The sequence below is a fragment of the Parasphingorhabdus sp. genome, from assembly GCF_036568145.1.
Lineage (GTDB): Bacteria > Pseudomonadota > Alphaproteobacteria > Sphingomonadales > Sphingomonadaceae > Parasphingorhabdus.
This window is the reverse complement of the sequence record NZ_DATCTC010000021.1, coordinates 14,972-38,362: the sequence shown is the minus strand read 5'-3', so window position 1 is coordinate 38,362 and position 23,391 is coordinate 14,972. Positions and strand designations below refer to the sequence as shown.

The following is a 23,391-nucleotide window of genomic DNA, read 5'->3' as shown; positions in this document are numbered from 1 at the left end:
AACCACCTACCGCTGTTTATGATTTGAGGTACGGGGTTTTATGTCCAAGACTTTTCTGCCCGGAATGAATTTGGGGAAATTTACAGTTCTAACAGGAACGTTGATGCGCAAGGGCTGGTTTCCTTTTGCCGTTGCCGCGATTGCCATCCTGCTGATGATCCAGACCATAAGGCTGCTCTGGCTGGTCGTCACGCCGCTTGGCCCGGTTGGTGACTGGCGGGCCAGCGAAGTGCAGATCCTCTCCCCGCAATCCCGGCTCGCCTTGTTCAACAGCTTTGACCCGTTTTTTCGCGATGGACCGGCGCAGTCAGGCTCTGTGGTTACATCGTTGCAGTTGACACTTTACGGTATCCGGATGAATGAGGGGTCTGGCCTGGGATCGGCGATATTGGCGGGGCCGGACGGCGTGCAGGAAAGCTATGCCGTGGGGGACGAAATTGCGCCGGGGGCCAAGCTGGCATCGGTGCAATTTGATCATGTAACGATTGATCGCGGGGGAAACATGGAAAGCCTATATATGGACCAATCGGTTCCTGCCGAAACAGTGGGCGGCGAGAATGATGCGGCGCAGCCTGTGACCAGCACGCTTTTGGATGCTGCACCCGAACCCGCACCTATAGCGGCACTGGCCGGCGGACTGGAAGGCGGACTGGCGGGGGCCGTGACGATGCAGCCCCGTTCTTTTGAAGGCAAAGTTACCGGAATCGTCGTGTCGCCGCAGGGCAGCGGAGCGTTGTTCAAGGCCGCTGGTTTTCGTGATGGTGATATTATAACCTCGGTCAACGGAAAGCCTGTGACTTCTACCGCCGATATAGAATCCCTGAAAAGCCGGATTACACCGGGTGCCCGAATTTCCGTCAATGTCGAACGCGGTGCCAATACCGTTCCCATTTCCATAAACCTGCCAGGTCAATGATGCGCTATTTTGTCGGAATATTGGCGGTCCTGGCCGCTGTGGTTGCCCAGCCAGCACAGGCGCAGCACACGCTGAACGTGCGCGATGCCGATATCCGCGCGTTCATACAGGATGCCGCAAAGGTGACAGGCCGCACGTTCATTCTGGATAGCCGTGTTCAGGGGAAGGTGTCCGTCGTGACAGATCGCCCGCTTAGCCGGTCGGAATATTTTGAAGTGTTCCTCTCTACCTTACGCGCTAACGGATTGGTCGCTGTTCCGGCAAACGGCGGCTATCGCATCCAGCCCGCCGACGGAGCCGCAACACAGCCATCGCAGGTCGGTAGCCGGGGCGCGGCCGCCAACCAGTTCATTACCGAAATCGTCCGGTTGAAATCCATTGCGGCAAGCGAAGCACTGGAAACGCTAAGGCCGCTGGTTAGCAAGCAAGGGTCCATCACCGCGAACCGCAATGCCAACAGCCTGGTGGTGGTGGACTATGCCGATAATATCCGGCGGATACGCCAACTGGTGCGCGAGATTGACCAGGACAACGCGGCCAGCACTCTGGTGAGCCTGAAAAATGCCGGAGCGCGTGAAATTGCCGACAGCCTGCAAAGGCTTGCCTCGCAAGGCGGCGGCGAAGGCGCGCGTTCTCCGGTTACTATTGTGCCGATAGACAGCAGCAATTCCATTGCGCTGCGCGGTGATCCGGGTGCTGTTGCCAAATTTGCCAGCATGGCACGGGAACTGGATAGCGGCGCAGAGCTTGGCACCGAACTTCGCGTTCACCGATTGGATTATGCCAATGCGGAGGCCTTGCTGCCCGTCATCGAACAGGTTTTGGGCCAAGGGTCAAATGCCTCTTCTGCCGCTGCCGCCCTCCCTTCCGGTGGAACAAATGGCGGCGGGGATGCCCCTGCTCCCCAACCGATGAGCATGAACGGCTCTGGCAATAATGGCAATGGCATCGCACGGCGCGGCCCCGCCATTGTGACACGGTTGGAGGGAACCAACGCGCTGATCGTAGCAGCCAATCCCGATGTGCAGCGCATGGTCGGGGAACTGATCCGCCAACTCGACACCCGCCAGGAACAGGTGGTGGTAGAGGCGATCATTGTCGAAATATCCGAAAGCCTTGCGAGGGAACTGGGCGTGCAATGGCTGGCGGGCGGCAAGGACGTGCCCTTTGCCGTAACCAATTTCTCCAACGCTTCGCCCAATATTGTCGATGTCGCGGGCGGCTTGCTGGCGGACCAGTTTGATACGTCAACCACCACCACAACCAACACTGCGACCACCACGACGACCAATAGCGCGGTGGGCGACGGACTGCGGCAAAATGCGGCTGATGCCATATTGGGCGCAAGGGGCGGCTTTGCCGGCTTTGCGACCACGCTGGGCGGCAATGCGGTGCTGGGCGCGATCATCAACGCGGTCAAGCGGGACACGGAAAGCAATGTCCTGTCCACGCCGTCGCTGACCGTGAACAATAACCTTAAGGGCAGCATCTTGTTCGGGCAGGAAATCCCCGTGTCCACCGGAGAGGCTTTATCCAATAATTTTGACAATGCTTTCCGCACGATCCAGCGGCAAAATGTCGGTATCGAGCTGGAAGTGACTCCGCAAATCAACGCAGGCCGCGAAGTGCGGATGGAGCTGAGGCAGGAAGTCAGCTCCATTGCCGGGCCGGTTTCGGATGATTTTGGTGAGCTGATTATCAACAAGCGGGAAATCAACACCACCGTCACCGTCGCCGATGGAGAGATTATCGCGCTGGGCGGGTTGCTCGATGACAATGAACGCAAGACTATCCAGCAAGTGCCTCTGCTCGGTGATATTCCGCTCATCGGAGAGCTGTTCAAATCCCGCGGAAAGTCGCGCGTCAAAACCAATTTGATGGTGTTTATCCGACCGACAATCCTGCGTAGTCCCGCTGATGCACGGGATTTTTCCGGCCGCCGCTATGATTATATCCGCTCGCGCCAACTGATCCAGAGCCCGGATACGGAGCCATCCCTCGATGCGCTGGTCCGCGATTATATGGGAACGGTCCCGCCAAGCGCCGCGCCGCGCGCCGACGACCAGATCATCTATGCGCCCGACCTTGGACAGAACCGCCAAACCGGGACAAATGTCATAGAAGCGACGCCTGTATCGCCTAGTGATAAGGGTGAGTAGAAAGGGATGCCGATGAAAATCGCAAAGGGATCGGAGCTGGATCTGAAGGGGGATGAGGCTGCCCGGGATGCCGCCCCGTCAACCGATACGCCCAAACCGCCGCTGCTCGACATTCCTTATGCTTTTGCCCGCGATCATGGCGTGCTGCTCACCGAAACCGATGGCTCGCGATTGAAAGTGGCGATGCGCGAAGGTGCGGACCCGGCCGCTTTACTGGAAATTCGCCGCTATCTGGCAATGCCGTTCGATGTTGATCTGGTCGATGGGCCCGGTTTTGCCAAGCTGCTTTCCGAACATTACGCAATGGATGGCTCGGCCGCGGCAATGGCAGACAGCATGGGCGATCATGCGCTGGACGATATTGCCGGGGATATACCCAGCGCCGAAGACCTGCTCGACAGCGCCGATGATGCGCCCACCATCCGGCTGATCAACGGGATTATCGCCGAGGCCGCGCGTCAGGGTGCTTCCGACATTCATATCGAGCCTTATGAAACAGGGCTTGTCGTCCGGATGCGCGTGGACGGGGTATTGCATGAAAAACTGCGTATGCCGCCGCATGTGGCCAGCGTTATCGTCAACCGGATAAAGGTGATGGCGCGGCTCGACATAGCAGAGCGCCGGATACCGCAGGACGGCAGGATCAGCCTGACGCTGGGCGGTAAATTGCTGGACGTGCGTGTGTCCACCCTGCCCAACCGGGCGAACGAGCGCGTGGTTATGCGTATCCTGGACAAGGAAAGCGCGGCTATTTCGCTGGATCTTCTGGGCCTATCCGAAGAAACACACGCGATATTGACCGAAGCCTTGTCCGAACCCAATGGCATCATATTGGTCACCGGTCCGACCGGATCGGGTAAGACCACCACGCTTTATGCGGGGCTGAAACAGCTGAACGACGGCAGCCGCAACATATTGACGGTCGAGGACCCGGTTGAATATGCCATCGAGGGCATTGGCCAGACACAGGTCAATGCCAAGGTCGGCCTGACCTTTGCAGCGGGTCTTCGCGCCATTTTGCGGCAGGACCCCGACGTGGTGATGGTCGGCGAAATCCGTGACAAGGAAACCGCCGATATCGCGGTTCAGGCTGCCCTCACCGGCCACCTGGTTCTATCCACCGTCCACACCAATGACGCAGTCGGCGCGATTACCCGTATGCGCGATATGAAGGTCGAGCCTTTCCTGCTCGCCTCCACGGTCCGGGCCGTCATTGCCCAGCGGCTTGTCCGCAAGCTATGCGAGCATTGCCGCACACCGATACAGGCGGATGGCTCGCTGGCTTCCCTGCTCGGCTTTGACCGCGGCACCGTCGTGTTCCGCGAAACAGGGTGCGAGCATTGCAACAATACCGGCTTTCAAGGGCGTATCGGGGTGTTTGAGGCCATTCGCATCGACGACACGATCCGCAAGATCATTAACGATGGCGGTGATGAAAGCAGGATTGCATCCCATGCGTTCCTGAAAAACAAATCCCTCGCCTCCGCTGCGCGTGTTATGGTCCGGCAAGGCCTGACCACCGCCGAAGAGGGGATCAGAATATCAAGACGGGAAGACATATCATGAGCATTCTCAAGACCGGAAACACGCCTTCTCAGGGAAGGTTCATCCGCAAGATCATCTTCAACCTGCTAACGGACTTCAACCGCCCGGCAAAAGATGCGTGCGGGATGCGGCCACATGTTCTGAATGTTCCCGCCAGCCCGGCGCCCAAAGCCCCCGGAGTGACAGCGAACGGGTTCACACTGGTCGAGCTGATGGTCGTCATCTTCATTCTGGGGCTGCTCACTACTGTTGTCGTTATCAACGTCCTGCCCAGCCAGGACCGCGCCATGGTTGAAAAAGCACGGGCCGATATAGCGACAATCGGGCAGGCGCTTGAAATGTACAGGCTGGACAATCTGAATTACCCGTCATCCTCGGATGGCCTGACGGCTTTGGTGACTCCGCCGCAAGGGCAGTCCGCATCCTCGCGCTACCGTCAAGGCGGATATATCAAGAAGCTGCCCGATGATCCGTGGGGACGGCCATATCAATATGACAATCCCGGCCGCAATGGCCCCGGCTTCGACCTCTATTCGCTGGGCGCAGACGGCGCTCCGGGCGGTGAGAATGATGATGCGGATATTTATGCGGAATGAGGAAAACTCTTAGCGTTTCCGCCTTATCACTTCGTCATTCCCACCTACGCGGGAATGACGAAGTTCTTTTAGCCTAGCCTTAAAAGCTCAACGAAGCGACAGAGCCTCGCGCACTTTGCGCCAGTCCACGACCTTGTAGTTTTGCTGACCATCACCGTCATCGGTATCGTGCATGGCAATCGCGCCTTCGGGAAATTGTCCGATAGGGCCGCTCCATGCGTCCAGACCGTCGGTGCCGGTCACGGCATCAATCGCGCCGCCTTCAACCGCAAAGCGCCCGGCATAATGATAGCTATCGCCCTCGATGCGCCAGACAGGATAGGTCGCGTCGCCCTGGCTTGATGCGACAAGATAGTCGGTGCCGCGATCACGCATGATGGTCAGCCCTTCGACATCGGCGGTCAGGCGATTGCCATCCACCGGCGCGACCATGACGGGATCATTGCTGGCGCTGGCGGTCAAGTCAAAGCGCCAGATGGCGACATTCTCTTCGCCAACATAAAGCCGCGCTGCCTTGTCATCGACGACGCAGCCTTCGGGCTGGCTACCGACTTTCAGGCTGCGTTCCAATGTTGCCGCCGCGCTTGCCGCTCCGTTTTCAAGCCGATAGACAAGGATATCGCCTTCCTTGTTATTGGGGATAAGATAGAAATTGCCGTCGATCCTGGCCGTGCAAAAACCATAAGGCTCACCAAATTCCGCGCCCGTCGCGATAAAGCCATAAGGACGGGTTTCAAACGTATCGGGATCGAACAGATAAGTGACAATCCCGAATTGCTCCCGCTCGGTCGCCGCGACAAGGACATATTCCTTGCCATCCACCACAAAGCCGGTCCGCAGATCGACATTGTTAAGCGGACCATCGGGCAGGAACTGGCGGACTGTGCCGTCCATGTCGTGCACATAAAGACCGTCGGTCTTGTCCGTGCCAAACAGCACCGCGCGCGTGGGATCGCGCGGGTCGGCCCAAAGGGCGGGATCATCGGCATCGACCTCGGGGTCCGTGGTCACCAGCGTTTCCATAGCGGCAGGCACAGGCTTGGCCGGATCGCCCAGCGCAGCGGAACCTTGCGGCAATTCGATTTCGCTTGCCGCGCAACCGGCGAGCATAATGAGTGGAAGAGTGGTCAGCAGATATTTCATGGTTTAGTCCTTTTTGCGTGCAGTGCAGGGCAAGCCATCGGGGCCGGTCCCGCCGGTGCAGTGGCGCAAATCAATCAGGCCTTCCGTTTCGACCAGCCGGTTGCCGCCATCGGCATGCCGGATAAGGTCAAAGCCGTCATAAAGACGCCCCGTCGCGGTCCGTGTGCGAAGGCGCAGCCGGTCACCCTCGACATCGATCACCTGAAAAAGCTGTGTATCCTCTCCCACGCGGTCGGGCTGCGTGTCGGAACGGTCGTTAAGGCCATACATTTTCGACCCCGTGACGGAGACGAGATAGACCGGACCTTGAACCTTGCCATCGGCGCGGGCCTTGGCAGATGCTGTTTTCCCTGCCTCTGCGGTCAGGCGGCTGTAGCAATGGTCATGCCCTTGCAGGACAAGATCGACCTTGCGCGTCTCGAACACCGGCTTCCACGCGGCCTTTAACAGCTCGGTATCGCGCGGCCTCGCACAGGTGAAAATAGGCTGGTGAAAGGTCACGATATTCCATGTCGCCTTGCTGGACGCGAGAGTCGCATCAAGCCACTTGGTCTGTGCATCAAGCCCGCCAAGATCCAGCGCGGCCGTGCCGTCGAGCGCGATGAAGCGGACGCCCTGATAATCGACATAATAGGTCGTCGCTTCCACACCTTGCGCGCCATTATCCGGCAAGGCAAATGTGCGCGGCCAGTGCGGCCCCAGTTTGCGGCTTTCGCTACCGTCGGGGGCGATTATATCAACATATTCATGGTTGCCGGTGGCCGGAAGCTGCGGCACAATCGAGAAATTATAAGCACCTGCCTGTGTCCACTCGCCCCATTCATCATCATGCACCTTGTCTTCGCGCTGGGCGACAAGATCGCCAGCATGGACGACCAGCGAAGGACTGGCGGTGGAATGGAAAGCCTCACGGATCACGCGCGACGCTATGCTGAGAATATTATTCTGTGTGTCGCCTAAATAGAGAAACCGGAACGGCTGCGCCTTGTCCGATGCCGTGCGGAACTGGAGCCATTCGCTCCACCCTGCGCTGCCCTTTACGCGGTAAACATAGGCGGAGCCGGGTTCCAGTCCGGTAAAGCGGACCTGGTGATAGATGGCATCGCCATTTTCGGTCGTAATCGGGGAACTGGTTCCCGTGACGGTCACGGCGCGCGCTTCAAGGCTGGGTCCGTCAATCGCCGGTGCAATCTGTGCCTGCGCCATGTTCTGGGCAGTGTCGGTGCGGAACGCGACCGCCATTTCCCGCGCGGCATCGGCCCCGGCGCTCAGCACGATGCGATCTGCCAGATTACGGGCCGCATAAGGCTGTCCTACCGAATGGGCCGGCTCTGCCTGCTTTGCGTGAGCCGGGAATGTGGCGGCGGTCATTGTCAACAGGGCGGCGGTGCTTAACATCTTCATACGCATGTTTTATTCCTCATATAATCAATCGGCCTTCGCGGCTGCGCGGGTAAACTTTCTCGCAGCATGGCCATTGCTTCCATTGCATCGCCAATACGGGTCAATATGACGGGGCCGTTGCCGCCTGCCCCTAAGTTTATAGACGCGGAAAAATGCCATCAGTCTGCCTGTATCCCTTACATCGTCTGAATGACTTGTCCGGGGAGGTGCTAGACATCCTATATGACATGGCAGCGACTTTACTGTTTCACTTATGTTAAAGTCGGGAAAGAGGTTCTGTACCGCCAGCCTATCTGTTATCCTTGCCCCCTTGGCTTTTCCGGACAGGCTGACATTATGATAGAATGGCCGCCGGTAACAAACCCGAACCTGCTCTTTGTGGTTCAATAGGAAGGAATATATCGTGGCCTTACATCACGCAAAATCCAAAGACATTGTTGACCTGGCTCCACTGGGGCCTGCCCTGCCCGATGCCATGACAACTGCCATTACCAAGACTGAACAGTTTGAAGCGATCCGCCTGATCGTTCATGCCGGAGATGAAATTCCGCAGCATCACGTCGCTGGTGAGATAACGCTGCATTGTCTGGAAGGTCATATCGAGCTGGGCCTGGAAAGCGGACCGGTCCAACTGCGCGCAAATGAATGGGTCTATCTTGAGGGCGGCGCGCCCCATTCGGTCAAAGCGGTGGAGGATTCATCGCTATTGCTGACCATATTCCTAGGCGGTTAATATTGCCGGGTCAGAATATTCTTCCCGACAAACTCGGCATTAATGGACTGGAACCGCTACACCCCGCGCCACTTAAGCGGCGACAGCGACTGCAACTTCTTCGGCCATGCCCTGGCTTGGGGAGTGGCCATACCAGGCGGTATAGGCGCGGGTGAAAGCGCTGAGTTCGCTATAGCCCAGTTTGGTTGCGATTTCCGAGAGTGAGCGGGTACCCTCCAGGAAATAGAGCTGGCAGCTGTTACGGCGAACCTGTTCCAATATCTGCCGGAAAGAGGCTCCTTCTGCGGCCAGCTTGCGCCTTAATGTCCGCTCTGCCATGCCGAATGTTTCTGCCGCCGCGTCGATACTAAGTCCCGATCGGTCCAGCAAAGGGAACAGATATGTATAGCATAGCCGGTTCAGTGATACCGATTCAGACGCATCTGCCAGATAGCGCTTTGCATGGCTATTCGCCGCATACACGACTTCACGGTTAGCGAAGGGATTGGCAAGGGCCATGATATCATGGTGCAATTCCAGACTATTCTCGGATTGTTCGAACAGGAAAACCGGCCCGTCCGGTAATCCCCCGGCCGATTTGAAAAACCCGTCACAATGCCGGGGCGGCCGGGATCTGAAAAGCGCGGTTTTGAGCGGCTGTGGATAAGAAGCCATCCGCGCAGCCTGCCCGTTAGTCCGGATTTCGCCAATGACAGTGCCCGCCATGTGCGCCAAAGCCGCGAAAATTATGAAAACCAGATCGCTGGAGATATTATGGTCCGGATTAACCACCAGCCGGCAGCTTGTCTCCGTTTGCTCCCACGACAAAAGCGGCACGTTAAAGGATGAATCTATCGCGGCGACAGCCGCCTGCATCACACCGCCGAGGCTTTCTTCAAACATGGCGGCATGGCCGATATCCGAAAAGCCGGTCGGCATCATGCCGCGGCCTATTTCCCGGATGATATTCTCCCGCTTCAGTTCCTTTGCGGTAGCATGATATAAAGTGGCTATGTTACGCGCGGAAAACTGGTTTCGCGGGTCGCGCAAATCCGCATCATTAAGGCCAATAGCAGACAGCAGCACGGGTTTCCGCGCTCCACGATCCTGACAACTGCGAAAAACCTTACATAGAAATTGCGACGATACTCGAATATTATTCAAACTACAGCGCCCCCCAAAACATAGCTAAGGAATGGCGTAGAGAGCTCAATAGAGTTTCGACGAAAATGTAAAATCATCGACGAATGCGCATGATTTATGTGAACAAAATATTTACATCTGCTCCGGGCAAACTATCTTTCGCGGCGCTTTTTGAACTGGCACATGCTGGCTAATAAATGTGATCGGTAGCATGAACGAACAGGATGATGCGGCCCGGACAAGCCGCAAATCCACCGTCATCCGGATTATGTCATTATGCGGACCAAGCCGCCAAAGCCCTAGTAGCGAATAACACTCGCACCCCAAGTGAAGCCGCCGCCCATCGCTTCCAGAACTACCAGATCACCGGGCTTTATCCGCCCGTCCCTTACCGCCACGTCAAGCGCCAAAGGTACGGAAGCCGCCGAAGTATTGGCATGCTGGTCCACGGTCACGATCACCTTTTCAGGCGCCAGTTTCAGCTTCCTTGCCGTTGCATCCAATATCCGTGCATTGGCCTGATGCGGAACAACCCAGTCGATAGTCTCGATACTTTCGCCCGCTGCTTCCAACGCTTCGGTCAATACCGATGCCAGATTGACAACCGCATGACGGAACACTTCCCGCCCCTTCATACGCAGCTTGCCAACGGTTCCCGTCGTGCCTGCCCCGCCATCGACATAGAGCAACTGGTTATGCGCCCCGTCGGCATGCAGCCGTGTGGCGAGGACGCCTTTATCGGTTTCCTCACCGGACAGGACAACCGCCCCTGCGCCGTCACCGAACAGTACGCAGGTTCCCCTGTCTTCCCAGTCCAATATACGGCTGAATGTTTCTGCGCCAATCACGATGGCATTTTGCGCGCTGCCCGCACGGATCATGCTCTCCGCAACCGACAGGGCGTAAAGAAAGCCGGAACAGACCGCGGCCACATCAAATGCAACGCAGCCGTTACAGCCCAATTCGTCCTGAACGATGGTTGCGGTCGCAGGAAAAGTCTGGTCCGGAGTCGCGGTTGCCAGCACGATCAGGTCAATATCCTGTGCCGTAAGGCCCGAAGCTTCAAGCGCCTTGCGCGCAGCTTCCGTGGCCAGGCTGGACGTGGATTCATCATCCTGTGCAATGTGGCGGAATTTTATTCCCGTGCGCTCGACGATCCACTCGTCGGTCGTATCCACTTTTTTTGCCAGTTCTGCGTTAGAGACTTTAGTCCGCGGCAAAGCGGAACCTGTTCCTTTAATGACCGCGCGACGAGCAGTCCCGATACTCATTTTGATGCTACCTCCGACGGTGCCAAACCGCTGACTTTATCCAGATCTTCGCTGATCCGCTCCAAGATACTATCTTCGACAAGACGGGCAGCGACTTCTACTGCATTGGCTACGCCTTTTTCATCGGCACTGCCATGACTTTTTACGACAACACCGTTCAGGCCCAAAAATACAGCGCCATTATGGTTGTTCGGATCAAGATGCTCTTTCAGCAATTCAGTCGCCGGGCGCGAGATAAGAAAACCGATTTTGGAACGCAGGGAGCTTAGAAAGCTGCGCTTCAGCAAATCCGTGACAAAGCGCGCCGCGCCCTCCAGCGCTTTCAGCGCAACATTGCCGGAAAAGCCGTCGGTCACGATCACATCGACTTCGCCGGTTGATATTTTATCGGCTTCGACAAAGCCCTGAAAATCCATTGCCAGCCCGCCCGCTTTTTTAAGGGCGTCAGCTGCGCCCTGGACCGGGCCGGTTCCCTTGCCGTCTTCCGTGCCGATATTCAGCAATTTGACGCTGGGCTTTTCAAATCCGTAGATAATCCGGCTATAGGCCGCGCCCATCACCGCAAACTGGACCAGATTGCGGCTGTCACATTCGGCATTGGCACCAAGGTCGAGCATGACGACATCGCTGTCCTTCATGGTCGGCAAAAGTGCGGCCAGAGCCGGACGGTCAATACCGGGTATGGTGCGTAACGCCAGTTTGGAAATCGCCATTAGTGCGCCGGTATTGCCCGCGCTAACCGCAGCGCTGGCCTCTCCGGATTTTACCGCAGCGACCGCCATGCCCATCGATGTTTTCTTGGAATTGCGAAGAGCCTGACTCGGCTTTGCGTCTGCGGAGACAATATCCTCGGCGTGCAAAATCTCTGACGCCGCGCTCAGGTTGGGGTGGCTTTCCAGCGCTGCCTTGATTTGGGTTTCATCACCCACGAACAGGAACTGGAAGCCTTCATGCCGGTGCCGGGCAAGTGCCGCGCCCGCGACCATTACGCGCACGCCGACATCGCCGCCCATCGCGTCAATTGCGATCCGCGGCCTCATACCCACCGGTTATTCCCCTTGATTAGCTGTGTGATAGTCGTGAAGTTAGTCGAAAATAGCCGAAAAGACTAGAGATCGACTGCCAAAACTTCCCGGCCATTATAATGACCGCAAGCGCCACACAAATGATGAGGGCGTTTCAATTCACCGCAATTGGAACATTCCTGATATGCTTCGACTTTCAAAGCATCATGGGAACGGCGCATTCCGCGCTTGGACGGCGTAGTTTTTCTTTTAGGGACAGCCATTGCGAAGCCTGTTCTTTACATTTCAAATTTCATATATGTGCTTGATAGGCCGATGCCGGTTATAAGCAAGCCAGACCCCATAGAATATAGAGAATCACTTGACCCATGCGACATAGCGAATTGCACGCGAAGCTGCGCGTATAACGATTTTCCTGTGCGTTGCAAGCATTCTACGCCTATAGAAGCGCGATAAGTCTTAAAACATTTAGGGGGAATGCATGATTTTACCGATTACACTCACGATTGCCGGTGTTGCTGCGCTCATCAATATCTGGCTGATGCTTCGCGTCGGACGCGTTCGTACTTCAGAGAAAATCAGCGTCGGCGACGGTGGCAACGAATTTCTGCTGCGGCGCATGCGGGCCCATTCCAACTATGGCGAAAGCATGCCTATTGTGCTGATCCTGATCGGTGTGATCGAAATGGCCAGCCTTGTCATGGGCGATGGCGCTCCGCTATGGCTGTGGCTGGTCGGCGGCGTCTATATGCTTGGCCGCGTCGCGCATGGCATCGGCATGGATGGCGGTAAACTTGGCGTGGGCCGGGCGATCGGGACAGTCGTCACGCTGCTCGTCATGGTGGGCCTTGCCGCTTATGCCATCTCCATTCCGTATTTGACAATTCCAGACATACCCGCAGCCCCGGTAACGACGGCGATGCTCCGGTAAGGACGGCCTTTCCGAAAGTCGGTTAAAATCCGGTCTATGCAGCAATTGGAAAATTCTATAAAATGGGGTTTATCATAAAGCTGTATGGTCTATATAAGACACTTAGCTGCAGATCAAAGCAGGAGCCTATCCATGCCCCGCCCCAAGACTGATGTTGAAGAAACCCGCGAAAAACTGATCGAGACCGCAGAGGCCATTATTCTTGAACGCGGTGCAATTGACTTTACCATGACCGATCTTGCCGCAGAGGCGGGCATGTCGCAGTCCAATGTCTATCGTTTTTTTGAAGATAAGGACGCGCTCGCCGAAGCGATGGCGGGCCGCTGGTTTGCCGAACTTATCAAAATCGTCGAGGATCTGGTCGAGGCCGATATGCCGGCAAGGCAAAAGCTTTACGAGTTTTTCGCCCGGCGGTTAGCCATTAAGCGCGCCAGATTTAGCGATAATCCCGATCTGTTTCGTTCGTATATGGAACTGGGTGAACAGCATTTTGAAGTCGTTCGCGGCTATATTGACCTGACCGACCATTATATGGCCATGATCCTCGCCGAAGCTATGGAAGAGGGATATTTTGAAGGGTTGGAGCTCGACCAGATCGTTTCTCTGGTCAACACCATGGTTCAGCCCTTTTGTAACCCGATGCTGATGATGGACATGATGCATCTGGCGGATAATGACAGGTTACGGCAAGTGATTGACACGATCCTGACCGGCTTGAAAGCACGGCCGAAAGAACCGCCCAGGAAGGCGATCCTGCATCTCGCCAATTAAAGCGTACCGCCAATATCCGGCCTAATCCCTGTTCGGACATTGGCTCTGGCAGGTCGCGCAGCCGGGGCACAGTTTCATGCCCCGGCCATGCATAAGTAACGCTCCGCTTTATCCCGCCAGATTACGCAGAACATAGTGCAGGATGCCGCCGTTGAGGAAATATTCCATTTCGTTGGCGGTATCGATCCGGCAGATCGTCTTGAACGTTTCGGTGCTGCCATTGGCACGGGTCATTTCGACTTCCACTTCCTGAAGCGGTTTCAACGTCGCAACGCCCTTGATCGTGAAGCTTTCGCTGCCGTCAAGGCCCAGCGTGTTGCGATCCACACCTTCGACAAATTGCAGCGGCAACACGCCCATGCCGACCAGGTTGCTGCGGTGGATACGCTCAAAGCTCTCCACGATCACCGCGCGCACGCCCAGCAGGTTCGTGCCTTTCGCAGCCCAGTCGCGCGAAGAGCCGGTGCCATATTGCTCACCGCCGATGACGACCAGTTCATTACCGTCGGCTTTATGGCGCATGGCAGCGTCATAGATGGGCATGATTTCGCCATTATATTTGGTGTAACCGCCCTCTTTGCCATCGGCCATTTCGTTCTTGATGCGGATATTGGCAAAGGTGCCGCGCATCATGACTTCGTGGTTGCCGCGGCGGCTGCCATAGCTGTTGAAGTCCTGCTTCGCCACCTGATGATCGCGCAGATATTCACCGGCTGGCGAGTCTTCCTTGATCGCACCGGCGGGCGAAATATGGTCGGTGGTGATGGAAGCGCCCAGCAGAGCCAGCGTCTTCGCATCCACAATGTCACCCACGGGCGCAGGCGTCATCGTCATGCCCTCGAAATAGGGCGGATTGGCGACATAGGTGCTGCCCGCCGGCCACGCATAGGTGTCCCCGCCGGTCACATCAATATCCTGCCACGCGGCATCGCCCTTATACACATCGGCATAGCGGCTCATGAACATATCGCGGTTCACCGCGCCGCCCATGGCTTCGTTCACTTCGTCATTGGTGGGCCAGATATCGCGCAGGTAAACATCCTGCCCGTCGCTGCCCTGCCCGAGCGGCGTTTCATACATATCCTCGCGCACCGTGCCTTTCAGGGCATAGGCCACGACCAGCGGCGGAGAGGCAAGGTAATTGGCCCGCACGTCCTGTGACACGCGGCCTTCAAAGTTGCGGTTGCCCGACAATACGGACGCAGCGACCAGATCATTGTCGTTAATCGCCTTGGAAATCGCCGGCGGCAGAGGTCCGCTGTTCCCGATGCAGGTCGTGCAGCCATAGCCCACCAGGTTAAAGCCGAGATAGTTGAGGTCTTCGCTCAGTCCCGCTTTGTCCAGATAGTCCGTCACCACCTGTGATCCGGGCGCGAGCGAGCTTTTCACCCATGGCTTGCGTTGCAGGCCCAGCGCCCGCGCCTTGCGCGCGACCAGACCGGCAGCGATCAGCACGCTGGGGTTCGACGTGTTGGTGCACGACGTAATCGCCGCAATCGTCACATCGCCGTGGCCAAGATCATAATCTTCGCCTTCCACCGGAACCCGCTTGTTAGGGTCGGTGCTGCCGAATACTTCGGTAATATCGCGGTTAAAGCCTTCGTCCAGATCGCTCATCGACACGCGCTGCTGCGGCAATTTCGGTCCCGAAAGCGATGGCACAACGCTTGTCATGTCCAGTTCCAGCGTTTTGGAATAAACCGCCTCAGCCGCACCGTCAAAGCGCCAGAAACCCTGTTCCTTGGCATAGGCTTCGGTCAGCGCAACGTCCGCTTCGCTGCGGCCCGTCAGGCGCATGTAATCCAGCGTCTTGTCATCAATCGGGAAGTAACCGCAGGTCGCGCCATATTCCGGCGCCATATTGGCAATGGTCGCACGATCGGCCAGCGACAGCGCCGCCACGCCCGGCCCGTAAAATTCCACAAAGCACCCGACCACGCCCACTTTACGCAGCATCTGCACACAGGTCAGCACAAGGTCGGTCGCCGTAATACCTTCGGCCAGCTCGCCGGTCAGTTTGAACCCGACCACTTCGGGGATCAGCATCGAAACCGGCTGGCCCAGCATCGCGGCTTCCGCCTCGATCCCGCCCACGCCCCAGCCGAGCACGCCCAGACCGTTAATCATCGTCGTGTGGCTGTCCGTGCCGACACAGGTATCGGGATAGGCAACCTCTACACCGTCCGCATCTTTGGAAGACCAGACAGCGCGCGCGATATATTCCAGGTTCACCTGATGGCAAATGCCGGTTCCGGGAGGGACAACCTTGAAATTGTCAAACGCCTTGGAACCCCATTTCAGGAACTCGTAACGCTCCATATTGCGCTGATATTCCAGAGCCACGTTATGTTCAAACGCTTGCGGCGTGCCGAATTCGTCCACCATGACAGAGTGGTCAATCACGAGGTGCACCGGCACCTGCGGATTGATTTTCTGGGCATCGCCGCCCAGCGCCTTGATCCCGTCGCGCATCGCGGCAAGGTCGACCACAGCCGGAACGCCGGTGAAATCCTGCATAAGCACGCGGGCCGGACGATATTGGATCTCCGCCGAAGACTTTGCCTCTTTCTGCCAGTCAACCACCGCCTGCGCGTCCTTGGCATCGACCGTATGTCCGCCATCTTCAAAGCGCAGCATATTTTCCAGCAGCACTTTCAGCGTAAAGGGAAGCCGCGAAATATCGCCCAGCTTCTCCGCCGCTTTCGCGAGGCTGTAATAGGCATAATCCGTGCCGTTAACAGAAAGGGTCGAGCGCGTGCCCAGCGAGTCTTGTCCGGTGGTGGTCATAGTAACGTAGCTCCGTATCAAAAATTATTTTGCCGATACAACCTGTCCGCCAAGACTTTCGCCCAGGCAGAGGGGAGCAGGTATTACCAGCGAATGAATCAAAGTTCGAGGGGGCTTTAGCGCAGGGGCGGCGGGCGTGCAATGGGATGAGTAACGTGTTCCGCACTTGATGCGGAACCCAGGGAGAGATTACGCAACGCTATCGGCTCACGCGTTAGGGTTCGGATCAAGTCTGGAGCGCGAAGTGCGTATCGTCATCCTGAACTTGTTTCAGGATCTATTGGGGGGCACAAGGCGGGCTATGGATGCTGGAATAAATTCAGATGACAAAAACAGTGCCCAGAGAAACTAAACTTGAGACAATTAAAGAGTCCAAAGGTTAGAATATCTAAAAAAGCTTCAAACGAAATTCTGGACTAACTATTATTTCATACTGTAATATATAAGATAGCGAAATTTTAGGGCATAATAAAAATGGTGAGCATAACAATTCATTCAAACAACATTGAGAACATTGTTCTTGGTTCCTTGAATGTGAAGTGGAGTGCCCAAGGGGATCGAATATTGCGCTACTATGTTGATGTTCGACACCTAAAGCTAAATATCCACAAAGAGGTAAGCGCACCCGAGATATTCATTCTGCAAAGTAAAATGGATGCCCTAATCGCTAACTGGGACAATAAATTTGAGACCTACACTAAGCGGCAAAATATCCTGTCCGGCCAGAATGTAGCCGATGAATTATCAGCAGAAGCAAGTGTAAAACTAGATTCTCTTAAACATATTCTGGTTCACACACTTACAATTGATGATACAGTCGACTGGGAGGCCCTCAAAGATAATTCAAAATACGACTATCCTAAATCTTTTCCTGAAACCAAGCCTAGCAGCCATCCATCTGGCCGCCCCCAATACATCCAGCCCAAAGTCGGACTACTTCAGATAATTCTTGGGAAAAAACGTCAAATTATTTCTGAGGCTGAAGCCAAACACGCACAAGAAATTGCATCTTGGGTAGAATTGGAAGGGCAACGGATAAATGCTCTAGCTCGCGAAGTTACAAAATGGGAAAAGCGTAAAAAAGCCTATTGGGATAAACACGATACTCTTCAGAAAGAGTTTAATCTAGAGCAGTTGGCTTCTCACTCCGAGGTCGATAGACTTAAATTTGAAGTAACTAATGGTGACGATGAAGCAGTAATTGAGCACGCTTCCCTGGTACTTGAGGCATCTCAATATGATGACTTGTTTGAAAAGTCATATCTACTGCAATATGTGAAAAACGAATGTCTACTTAAAATTGCTTACGATATACCTTCGATTGATGATTTGCCAACAATCAAATCCGTGAAATTTATCAAGTCTACTGGTGAATTAAAAGAAACATCAATCTCCTTACGGGATCAAAAGGCTAATTTTGAATCAGTAGCTTATCAAATCTGCCTCCGTACCATTCATGAGTTGTTTGAAGCCGACGTGAATGGGAATTTTGACAAAATTCTTTTTAACGGATTTGTCAATTTTGTTGATCCGGCGACAGGTCAGGACCACCGGTCCTGCTTGATATCAGTTCTAGTTGAGCGCGAACAATTTTGTGGGATTGATCTCGCTCGAATAGATCCAAAAGCGTGTTTTAAATCACTTAAAGGTGTCTCTGCTGCTTCACTTGCATCACTGACCCCAATTCCACCCATTATGGAATTGGAAACAGAAGATCGTCGTTTTATCGATTCTCGAGAAATTGGGTCTTCTATGGATTTAGGAACTAATCTGGCTTCTATCTCATGGGAAGACTTTGAGCATCTTGTAAGAGAAGTATTTGAACAGGAATTTGTCTCTAGAGGTGGCGAAGTAAAAATTACACAATCAAGCAGCGATGGCGGTGTCGATGCAATCGCATTTGATCCCGATCCGATCACTGGTGGAAAGATCGTAATTCAAGCCAAACGATATACTCGTACTGTAGGTGTTTCCGCAGTACGCGATTTATATGGTACCGTCATGAATGAAGGTGCATCAAGAGGCATCCTTGTTACCACGGCAGATTATGGTCCTGACGCTTACAAATTTTCTTCTGGCAAGCCGATAACGCTCATGAATGGCGCCAACCTGTTGCACATGCTTGAACGGCATGGGTATCATGCAAAAATAGATATAAAAGAAGCAAGAGCCTTGTATTAAAGCCTCAACACCTTACTAAATACTAGCTTAGTTGCCGATTCACATCAATTTTCACAAGATCGTTGAGCATTTTATAAAATCAATGGAACTTACGGTCCTGCCCTATACTAATATCCGCATTTTGCGCATCTTTATAAGCGGATAAAAGCTGCTTGGCTAAGCATTCATCCAACAATGCCTCTAAAGCACTCAGAACCAATTCATCATTCTTCCAATGCGCATCGGCATCTTCCAAAGCATTATAATAAGGGGTTTTATCCGCTGCTATTTGCTCTGGAATCGTTTCGAGACCGGGTAAGCGATAGCCTATTTTGGCGCATAGCACAAAATAAGCCAGGGCCCGAGAGGTGCGGCCATTGCCATCTGTGAACGGATGAATCCAGTTGAGGCGCCACATTACATAGGCGCATAGATGCAGCGCGGGCTGCCGCTCAAAATTATCCACCACATAATCGCACATTTCCTCGATAAGTGAAGGCACCAGATGGGCATCAGGTGGAACATGTTTACTGGCACCGATTTCGACGCCCGCAGGACGAAAGGTTCCGGCATGGGATGACAGACCTTCCAGCGCAAGTCGGTGCAAATCAAATATCGTTGAACTTCGCAAACGGAACGGGCGTTTATCACGCACAATTTCGTCAATTAAATCCAGCACACGGTCAAATTGAGCCACTGCATTTTCAGACTCACGGCGCGCTTTTTCTTCCGGATCGGTGATCAGCGAAGGCTCAGCCGCCTTGCTATCACGATCCTTATTGCTCATCCGTTATGGCTTTTGCCGATTTTATCAGCAGCTTGGTTGACCATTTCACGGGTCACGCGATCATTTTCGATATGCGCATTGCCATAGGCAAAGCTCCGCCGTTGCGCTTCTTTTTCCGCATTCGACATTTCGCGTTGCCGCGCTGCTTCGATCAATTTTTCCAGGTGTTCGCTCATACTGAACATATGAATCCGATCTGCATCAATGGCAATATCAAATATTGCAACCGGTCTGAATTGCCCGGATTTTATCTTCTTCCTACCCCCACCCCCTTATAAGCCTGACCCTATACTGCGTCCGGGATGCGTGGCGCATAACGGGGACAGCCTCGGCCAGCCTGTCGCTATCGCAGGCGCGGCGGAGCGGCCCTTCGGTCTGCTCCGTCATGATGGAGCGATCACAACAGGCTATCCGGGCGCAAGTTGCCGGTGGAGTTTGGCCAGCGCCGCTTTCTTGATCTGGCACACGCGGGCGGCGCCGATGTTCAGGGTCTGGCCGATCTCGTCGAGGTTCATTTCCTCGATAAAATAAAGCTGCAAAATCATCGCTTCGCGCGGCGGCTGGGCATCGATCGCGGCGGCGAGCCGGTCACGCTGTTGGAGCCGTTCAGCCCGGTTATCCGCCCTTTCCGCGGGGTCGGCGAACCAGATATTCTGGTCCGAATAGACCGTCTCCATCGATTCCAGATCCACCGAGCGCGCCTGGTCCGCCGCGGTGCGAAAGCTCTCCCGGTCCATGCCCATCGCCGCCGCCAGCTCGCCTTCGCCGGGGGAGCGGCCCAGCTGCCGGGACAGCTCGTCCTCCGCCGCGCGCAGCCGCTTTTGAAAGGTCATGGCGGACCGGCTGACATGGCTCGCCTTGCGGAGCGCATCAATCATCGCGCCGCGCACCCGAAGCTTGGCATAGTTGGTAAAGCCCAGCCCGCGATCCTGATAGCTCTGCGCCGCCTCGACCAGCGCAACCATGCCGGTTTGCAGCAAATCCTCCACCTCGATCGCGCTCGACATCCGGCTATGCACATGCCACGCAAGCTTGCGGACAAGCGGCAGGTGGCTCTCGATCAATTTTTCCTGGCTCTTCGCCGCCGGCGCCGGGCCATAGGTCAGCTCGGCCAGGGGGCTGTTGGAATAGGTCATGCCGGGTCCTTTCTGTGATAGGCTGTTTCCGTCTCCATCTTGTCCATCCGCCCGTCCACCACCGCGATCACTTCAACCGCCTTGTCATCGGGCAGTTCCTCGAAAGACAGAACCGGCGTTTCGGGAAATCCGGGTTTCAGCAGTTTCAACAAAGTGCGCCGCGCCTTCGGCGAAGTCACAATCGCAAAGCGCCGTGCCTGCGCCATCACCGGCCGCGCGGCTTCCTCGACCGACGCGATGATCTTCTGCGCCAAGCCCGGTTCAACAGGACGGGATGCTCCGCCGCCTGTCTCGATCGCTTGCGCCAAAAGGCTTTCCAGTTCCGCACCCAAAGTGATGACTGGCAGCGGCAAGTTAATCGGCACAAGCGACTGGATGATGAGCGAACCGATCCGCTTGCGAACCCCGTCCACGATATTATCGAGCGAAGGCGGCCCGTCCCGCACCGCTTCATCCGCAGCAGCCTGCACCATCGCCTCGCTCAAACGGCGGAAATCTCTCAGCGGCACGCCCTCGCCCAGCAAGGACCGGCAAATCGCCGTGATCTGGTAGAGGGTAAGCGGCTTGGGCGTCAGGCCATCGACCAGTTGCGGAGCTGTCTCTTTAAGATTGTCGAGCAGACTTTGCGCCTCGTCCATGCCGAACAGCTCTTCGGCATAGAGCCCGACCAGATGGTTGAAATGGGTCGCAATCACAGTCGGCGCGTCCACCACCGTATAACCGGACACCACCGCTTCGCTGCGCTTCTCCGGGGAAATCCACAAGGCATCCAGCCCAAAGGTCGGATCTTTGCAAGCCTTACCCACCACTGGCCCTTCAATATCGCCGCTGTCGAGTGCCAGTAAATCTTCGGGCCATGCCTGATCCTCGCCCAGCGTCACGTCGTTAATCCGGATGCGGTAGCTATTGGGGGAAAGCGCCATGTTATCCTTCACCCGCACCAGCGGAATGACAAAGCCAAGCTCCCTCGATAATTGCCGCCTGATCCCTGTCAGACGCTGCATCAGGGGTGCGCCTTTGCGATCATCAACAAGCGGCACAAGCGCATAGCCAATTTCTATCCCAAGGACCGCGCCATCCGTGACATCGCTCCACGCAATGTAGTTTTTCTGTTCCGGCAACAGGGGTGGCGCTGCGGGGGCCTGTGCCTCTTTCGCACGGCGCATCAAGTGCCAGGAGAAAAAACCCGTCAGCGCCGCAATCGGCAGAATGACCCAATGCGGCATGCTCGGTAACAAGCCCAGAACGCTCAGGATCACGGTGACCGGGATCCATGCTCTGGGATTGCAAAGCTGGCTACCAATCTGCCCGGACAGATCCATGGGAGAGGCCACACGCGTGACGATGGCCGCGGCGGCAATGGATAGTAATAAGGCCGGAACCTGCGCCACAAGCGCGTCACCCACGGCCAGCAGCACATAGGTTTCCGCTGCATCCCCAACGGGCATATCATGGGTGGCTACGCCCAGAATCATTCCGCCGATAATGTTGATAACAAGGATGAGCACACCGGCGACCGCATCGCCCTTCACGAATTTTGATGCACCGTCCATCGATCCGTAAAAATCGGACTCCGTCGCCACTTCCTGACGCCGCAGCTTGGCCTCTTCCGGGGTCAATAGCCCGGCATTCAGGTCCGCATCAATCGCCATCTGCTTGCCGGGCATCGCATCCAGCGTGAAGCGGGCCGTGACCTCGGACACGCGCCCGGCGCCTTTGGTAATCACCACCAGATTGATAATCATCAGGATTACAAACACGAATATGCCGACAACATAATCGCCGCCGACCAGCAGATTACCAAAAGCCTCGATCACCTGCCCCGCTGCATGGGACCCGGTATGCCCGTCCACCAGCACCACGCGGGTGGAAGCGACGTTGAGCGCCAACCGCAACAAAGTCGCGAACAGCAAAACAGTCGGGAAGCTGGAAAAGTCGAGCGGCTTGGAAGCATTTAACGCCACCATCAACACTGCGAGCGCAATGGTGATATTGACGATGAAACCCATGTCCAGCACCATGACCGGAACCGGTAATATCATGAAAATGACGAGCAATAAGGTCACGACCGGCAATATCCCGGCCCTGACCGTCCCGCCAATCTGCGCCTGATAGCCCGACACGAATGCTAACATATTGATAATCCCCAAGTCTGTTCGGGAACCTACTGAGCAAAGGCCGTGCCAATCGCTTCATGCGCCTTGGGGAATATTGGTAAAATTACAGGGGAATAGCCGGAAAACTGCCGGATTATCGCGGCCTGTTATAGGTCGGGAAGCCCGTCGACCCAAGTGCGCGCGACAAATTAATGGCGCGTTGCTGGTTCAAATCCGTCAATTTATTGACCCTGAACCGGGCGGATTCGATAAGTTTTGACAGTGCAAGCAACCGGGTTTTAATCGCGCCGCCTGCTTCTGGCCATACCGCTTCAGGCCCGCTGCCGGGACCAACGCCCATTTCCTCTATCTCCGCCAGCAGAGGCTGAAGCGCTGACGCGGCTATGATAATCAATTCCGGATCTTGCCCGTCAAGAGCCGCAACCAAAGTCTCAAAGCCTTGTTCGAGACGGCCAAGCATATCCTCTGCCATTAATAACCGCTGCCTGACCGGTCGAACTCGATCATCCTGTCCGCGATGGCCACCGGATCAACCGGATATTTCCCGTTGGCAATGGCCTGGCTTATGGTGGTGATACGCTGCATATCAATTGGCATGCCCTGCTGCACCATATGGTCGATAGCTCCGGACAGGGAGCTGTTCGGTCCATCGATTTTTCCTGCTTGATCCGGCGACCTTATGGCATTGATATGGCCCGCACCGGCTTGCCGCCCCTCTATTAACGGGCCATCTGTTATCCGGCCACCTAACCTGCTGGCTCCCACGCTCATCTTGTCTATCACGGCAA

Annotated in this window: 21 protein-coding genes; 8 read left to right on the top strand and 13 right to left on the bottom strand. The window is 55.6% G+C overall.

Going from position 1 to position 23,391, the window contains the following annotated elements; all coding sequences use genetic code 11:
- The first annotated feature begins 103 nt into the window (after positions 1-103).
- From VIN76_RS07425 to gspG, 4 genes are read left to right on the top strand one after another with little or no spacing between them, the layout of a single operon-like run.
- Positions 104-916 carry a type II secretion system protein N gene (locus VIN76_RS07425; RefSeq protein ID WP_332041199.1) on the top strand — a complete coding sequence of 271 codons (813 nt, stop codon included), beginning with the start codon at positions 104-106 and terminating at the stop codon, positions 914-916.
- On the top strand, positions 913-3,075 hold the full coding sequence (gene gspD / locus VIN76_RS07420) for a type II secretion system secretin GspD (protein WP_414696306.1): 2,163 nt from the start codon (positions 913-915) through the stop codon (positions 3,073-3,075). Before VIN76_RS07425 ends, gspD begins: the two co-directional genes overlap by 4 nt.
- 12 nt (positions 3,076-3,087) lie before the next feature.
- Positions 3,088-4,641, top strand: a complete 1,554-nt coding sequence (gspE, locus tag VIN76_RS07415; protein ID WP_414696305.1) for a type II secretion system ATPase GspE — start codon at positions 3,088-3,090, stop codon at positions 4,639-4,641.
- The gene (gspG, locus tag VIN76_RS07410) at positions 4,638-5,216 is read left to right on the top strand and encodes a type II secretion system major pseudopilin GspG (protein ID WP_332041197.1); all 579 of its coding nucleotides are present in this window, start codon (positions 4,638-4,640) and stop codon (positions 5,214-5,216) included. Before gspE ends, gspG begins: the two co-directional genes overlap by 4 nt.
- A gap of 87 nt (positions 5,217-5,303) precedes the next feature.
- Here gspG and VIN76_RS07405 read toward each other — a convergent pair whose 3' ends face one another.
- Complete coding sequence (locus VIN76_RS07405) at positions 5,304-6,359, bottom strand: phytase (protein ID WP_332041196.1); 1,056 nt, start codon at positions 6,357-6,359, stop codon at positions 5,304-5,306.
- Between the two features lie 3 nt (positions 6,360-6,362).
- Complete coding sequence (locus VIN76_RS07400) at positions 6,363-7,769, bottom strand: fibronectin type III domain-containing protein (RefSeq protein WP_414696304.1); 1,407 nt, start codon at positions 7,767-7,769, stop codon at positions 6,363-6,365.
- 397 nt (positions 7,770-8,166) lie between these two features.
- On the opposite strand from VIN76_RS07400, the gene VIN76_RS07395 reads away from it, so the two are divergent.
- Positions 8,167-8,496 carry a cupin domain-containing protein gene (locus VIN76_RS07395; protein WP_332041195.1) on the top strand — a complete coding sequence of 110 codons (330 nt, stop codon included), beginning with the start codon at positions 8,167-8,169 and terminating at the stop codon, positions 8,494-8,496.
- Between the two features lie 72 nt (positions 8,497-8,568).
- On the opposite strand, the gene VIN76_RS07390 is transcribed toward VIN76_RS07395, so the two are convergent.
- The 4 genes from VIN76_RS07390 to rpmF all read right to left on the bottom strand — a co-directional run bounded on the left by VIN76_RS07390 (position 8,569) and on the right by rpmF (position 12,177).
- Positions 8,569-9,561, bottom strand: coding sequence for a helix-turn-helix domain-containing protein (locus VIN76_RS07390; RefSeq protein WP_332041194.1), 993 nt, complete (start codon positions 9,559-9,561; stop codon positions 8,569-8,571).
- Positions 9,562-9,917: 356 nt separating this feature from the next.
- Positions 9,918-10,889, bottom strand: coding sequence for a beta-ketoacyl-ACP synthase III (locus VIN76_RS07385; RefSeq protein ID WP_332041193.1), 972 nt, complete (start codon positions 10,887-10,889; stop codon positions 9,918-9,920).
- On the bottom strand, positions 10,886-11,929 hold the full coding sequence (gene plsX / locus VIN76_RS07380; protein ID WP_332041220.1) for a phosphate acyltransferase PlsX: 1,044 nt from the start codon (positions 11,927-11,929) through the stop codon (positions 10,886-10,888). The genes VIN76_RS07385 and plsX overlap by 4 nt, the downstream gene beginning before the upstream one ends.
- 68 nt (positions 11,930-11,997) lie before the next feature.
- Positions 11,998-12,177 carry a 50S ribosomal protein L32 gene (gene rpmF, locus VIN76_RS07375; RefSeq protein WP_332041192.1) on the bottom strand — a complete coding sequence of 60 codons (180 nt, stop codon included), beginning with the start codon at positions 12,175-12,177 and terminating at the stop codon, positions 11,998-12,000.
- Positions 12,178-12,395: 218 nt separating this feature from the next.
- Between rpmF and VIN76_RS07370 the strand changes: the two genes are divergently transcribed.
- Positions 12,396-12,845 carry an MAPEG family protein gene (locus VIN76_RS07370; RefSeq protein WP_332041191.1) on the top strand — a complete coding sequence of 150 codons (450 nt, stop codon included), beginning with the start codon at positions 12,396-12,398 and terminating at the stop codon, positions 12,843-12,845.
- Positions 12,846-12,977: 132 nt separating this feature from the next.
- Positions 12,978-13,616: a TetR family transcriptional regulator gene (locus VIN76_RS07365; protein WP_332041190.1), complete on the top strand. Its 639-nt coding sequence runs from the start codon at positions 12,978-12,980 to the stop codon at positions 13,614-13,616.
- Positions 13,617-13,724: 108 nt separating this feature from the next.
- On the opposite strand, the gene acnA is transcribed toward VIN76_RS07365, so the two are convergent.
- Positions 13,725-16,403: an aconitate hydratase AcnA gene (gene acnA, locus VIN76_RS07360; protein ID WP_332041189.1), complete on the bottom strand. Its 2,679-nt coding sequence runs from the start codon at positions 16,401-16,403 to the stop codon at positions 13,725-13,727.
- A gap of 474 nt (positions 16,404-16,877) precedes the next feature.
- Here acnA and VIN76_RS07355 point away from each other — a divergent pair, with 474 nt between their 5' ends.
- A complete protein-coding gene (locus VIN76_RS07355) occupies positions 16,878-18,584 on the top strand; it encodes a restriction endonuclease (protein ID WP_332041188.1) in 1,707 nt (568 codons plus the stop codon).
- A 79-nt stretch (positions 18,585-18,663) separates the two neighbouring features.
- Here VIN76_RS07355 and VIN76_RS07350 read toward each other — a convergent pair whose 3' ends face one another.
- The 6 genes from VIN76_RS07350 to VIN76_RS07325 all read right to left on the bottom strand — a co-directional run bounded on the left by VIN76_RS07350 (position 18,664) and on the right by VIN76_RS07325 (position 23,386).
- A complete protein-coding gene (locus tag VIN76_RS07350; protein WP_332041187.1) occupies positions 18,664-19,350 on the bottom strand; it encodes a Fic family protein in 687 nt (228 codons plus the stop codon).
- Positions 19,347-19,526, bottom strand: a complete 180-nt coding sequence (locus VIN76_RS07345; protein ID WP_332041186.1) for a hypothetical protein — start codon at positions 19,524-19,526, stop codon at positions 19,347-19,349. The genes VIN76_RS07350 and VIN76_RS07345 overlap by 4 nt, the downstream gene beginning before the upstream one ends.
- Before the next feature lie 231 nt (positions 19,527-19,757).
- A complete protein-coding gene (locus tag VIN76_RS07340; protein WP_332041185.1) occupies positions 19,758-20,486 on the bottom strand; it encodes a FliA/WhiG family RNA polymerase sigma factor in 729 nt (242 codons plus the stop codon).
- Complete coding sequence (flhA, locus tag VIN76_RS07335) at positions 20,483-22,621, bottom strand: flagellar biosynthesis protein FlhA (protein ID WP_332041184.1); 2,139 nt, start codon at positions 22,619-22,621, stop codon at positions 20,483-20,485. Before flhA ends, VIN76_RS07340 begins: the two co-directional genes overlap by 4 nt.
- 115 nt (positions 22,622-22,736) lie before the next feature.
- Positions 22,737-23,075: a hypothetical protein gene (locus VIN76_RS07330; protein WP_332041183.1), complete on the bottom strand. Its 339-nt coding sequence runs from the start codon at positions 23,073-23,075 to the stop codon at positions 22,737-22,739.
- Positions 23,075-23,386, bottom strand: coding sequence for a flagellar biosynthesis anti-sigma factor FlgM (locus VIN76_RS07325; protein ID WP_332041182.1), 312 nt, complete (start codon positions 23,384-23,386; stop codon positions 23,075-23,077). The genes VIN76_RS07330 and VIN76_RS07325 overlap by 1 nt, the downstream gene beginning before the upstream one ends.
- Positions 23,387-23,391: the final 5 nt, after the last annotated feature.

What these genes read in the sequence shown, in the direction of transcription:
- VIN76_RS07425 (WP_332041199.1), top strand. Translation starts at nt 104, where the DNA reads ATGCGCAAGGGCTGGTTTCCTTTTGCCGTTGCCGCGATTGCCATCCTG.
- gspD (WP_414696306.1), top strand. Translation starts at nt 913, where the DNA reads ATGATGCGCTATTTTGTCGGAATATTGGCGGTCCTGGCCGCTGTGGTT.
- gspE (WP_414696305.1), top strand. Translation starts at nt 3,088, where the DNA reads ATGAAAATCGCAAAGGGATCGGAGCTGGATCTGAAGGGGGATGAGGCT.
- gspG (WP_332041197.1), top strand. Translation starts at nt 4,638, where the DNA reads ATGAGCATTCTCAAGACCGGAAACACGCCTTCTCAGGGAAGGTTCATC.
- VIN76_RS07405 (WP_332041196.1), bottom strand. Translation starts at nt 6,359, where the DNA reads ATGAAATATCTGCTGACCACTCTTCCACTCATTATGCTCGCCGGTTGC.
- VIN76_RS07400 (WP_414696304.1), bottom strand. Translation starts at nt 7,769, where the DNA reads ATGCGTATGAAGATGTTAAGCACCGCCGCCCTGTTGACAATGACCGCC.
- VIN76_RS07385 (WP_332041193.1), bottom strand. Translation starts at nt 10,889, where the DNA reads ATGAGTATCGGGACTGCTCGTCGCGCGGTCATTAAAGGAACAGGTTCC.
- plsX (WP_332041220.1), bottom strand. Translation starts at nt 11,929, where the DNA reads ATGAGGCCGCGGATCGCAATTGACGCGATGGGCGGCGATGTCGGCGTG.
- rpmF (WP_332041192.1), bottom strand. Translation starts at nt 12,177, where the DNA reads ATGGCTGTCCCTAAAAGAAAAACTACGCCGTCCAAGCGCGGAATGCGC.
- VIN76_RS07370 (WP_332041191.1), top strand. Translation starts at nt 12,396, where the DNA reads ATGATTTTACCGATTACACTCACGATTGCCGGTGTTGCTGCGCTCATC.
- VIN76_RS07365 (WP_332041190.1), top strand. Translation starts at nt 12,978, where the DNA reads ATGCCCCGCCCCAAGACTGATGTTGAAGAAACCCGCGAAAAACTGATC.
- acnA (WP_332041189.1), bottom strand. Translation starts at nt 16,403, where the DNA reads ATGACCACCACCGGACAAGACTCGCTGGGCACGCGCTCGACCCTTTCT.
- VIN76_RS07355 (WP_332041188.1), top strand. Translation starts at nt 16,878, where the DNA reads ATGGTGAGCATAACAATTCATTCAAACAACATTGAGAACATTGTTCTT.
- VIN76_RS07350 (WP_332041187.1), bottom strand. Translation starts at nt 19,350, where the DNA reads ATGAGCAATAAGGATCGTGATAGCAAGGCGGCTGAGCCTTCGCTGATC.
- VIN76_RS07345 (WP_332041186.1), bottom strand. Translation starts at nt 19,526, where the DNA reads ATGAGCGAACACCTGGAAAAATTGATCGAAGCAGCGCGGCAACGCGAA.
- VIN76_RS07340 (WP_332041185.1), bottom strand. Translation starts at nt 20,486, where the DNA reads ATGACCTATTCCAACAGCCCCCTGGCCGAGCTGACCTATGGCCCGGCG.
- flhA (WP_332041184.1), bottom strand. Translation starts at nt 22,621, where the DNA reads ATGTTAGCATTCGTGTCGGGCTATCAGGCGCAGATTGGCGGGACGGTC.
- VIN76_RS07330 (WP_332041183.1), bottom strand. Translation starts at nt 23,075, where the DNA reads ATGGCAGAGGATATGCTTGGCCGTCTCGAACAAGGCTTTGAGACTTTG.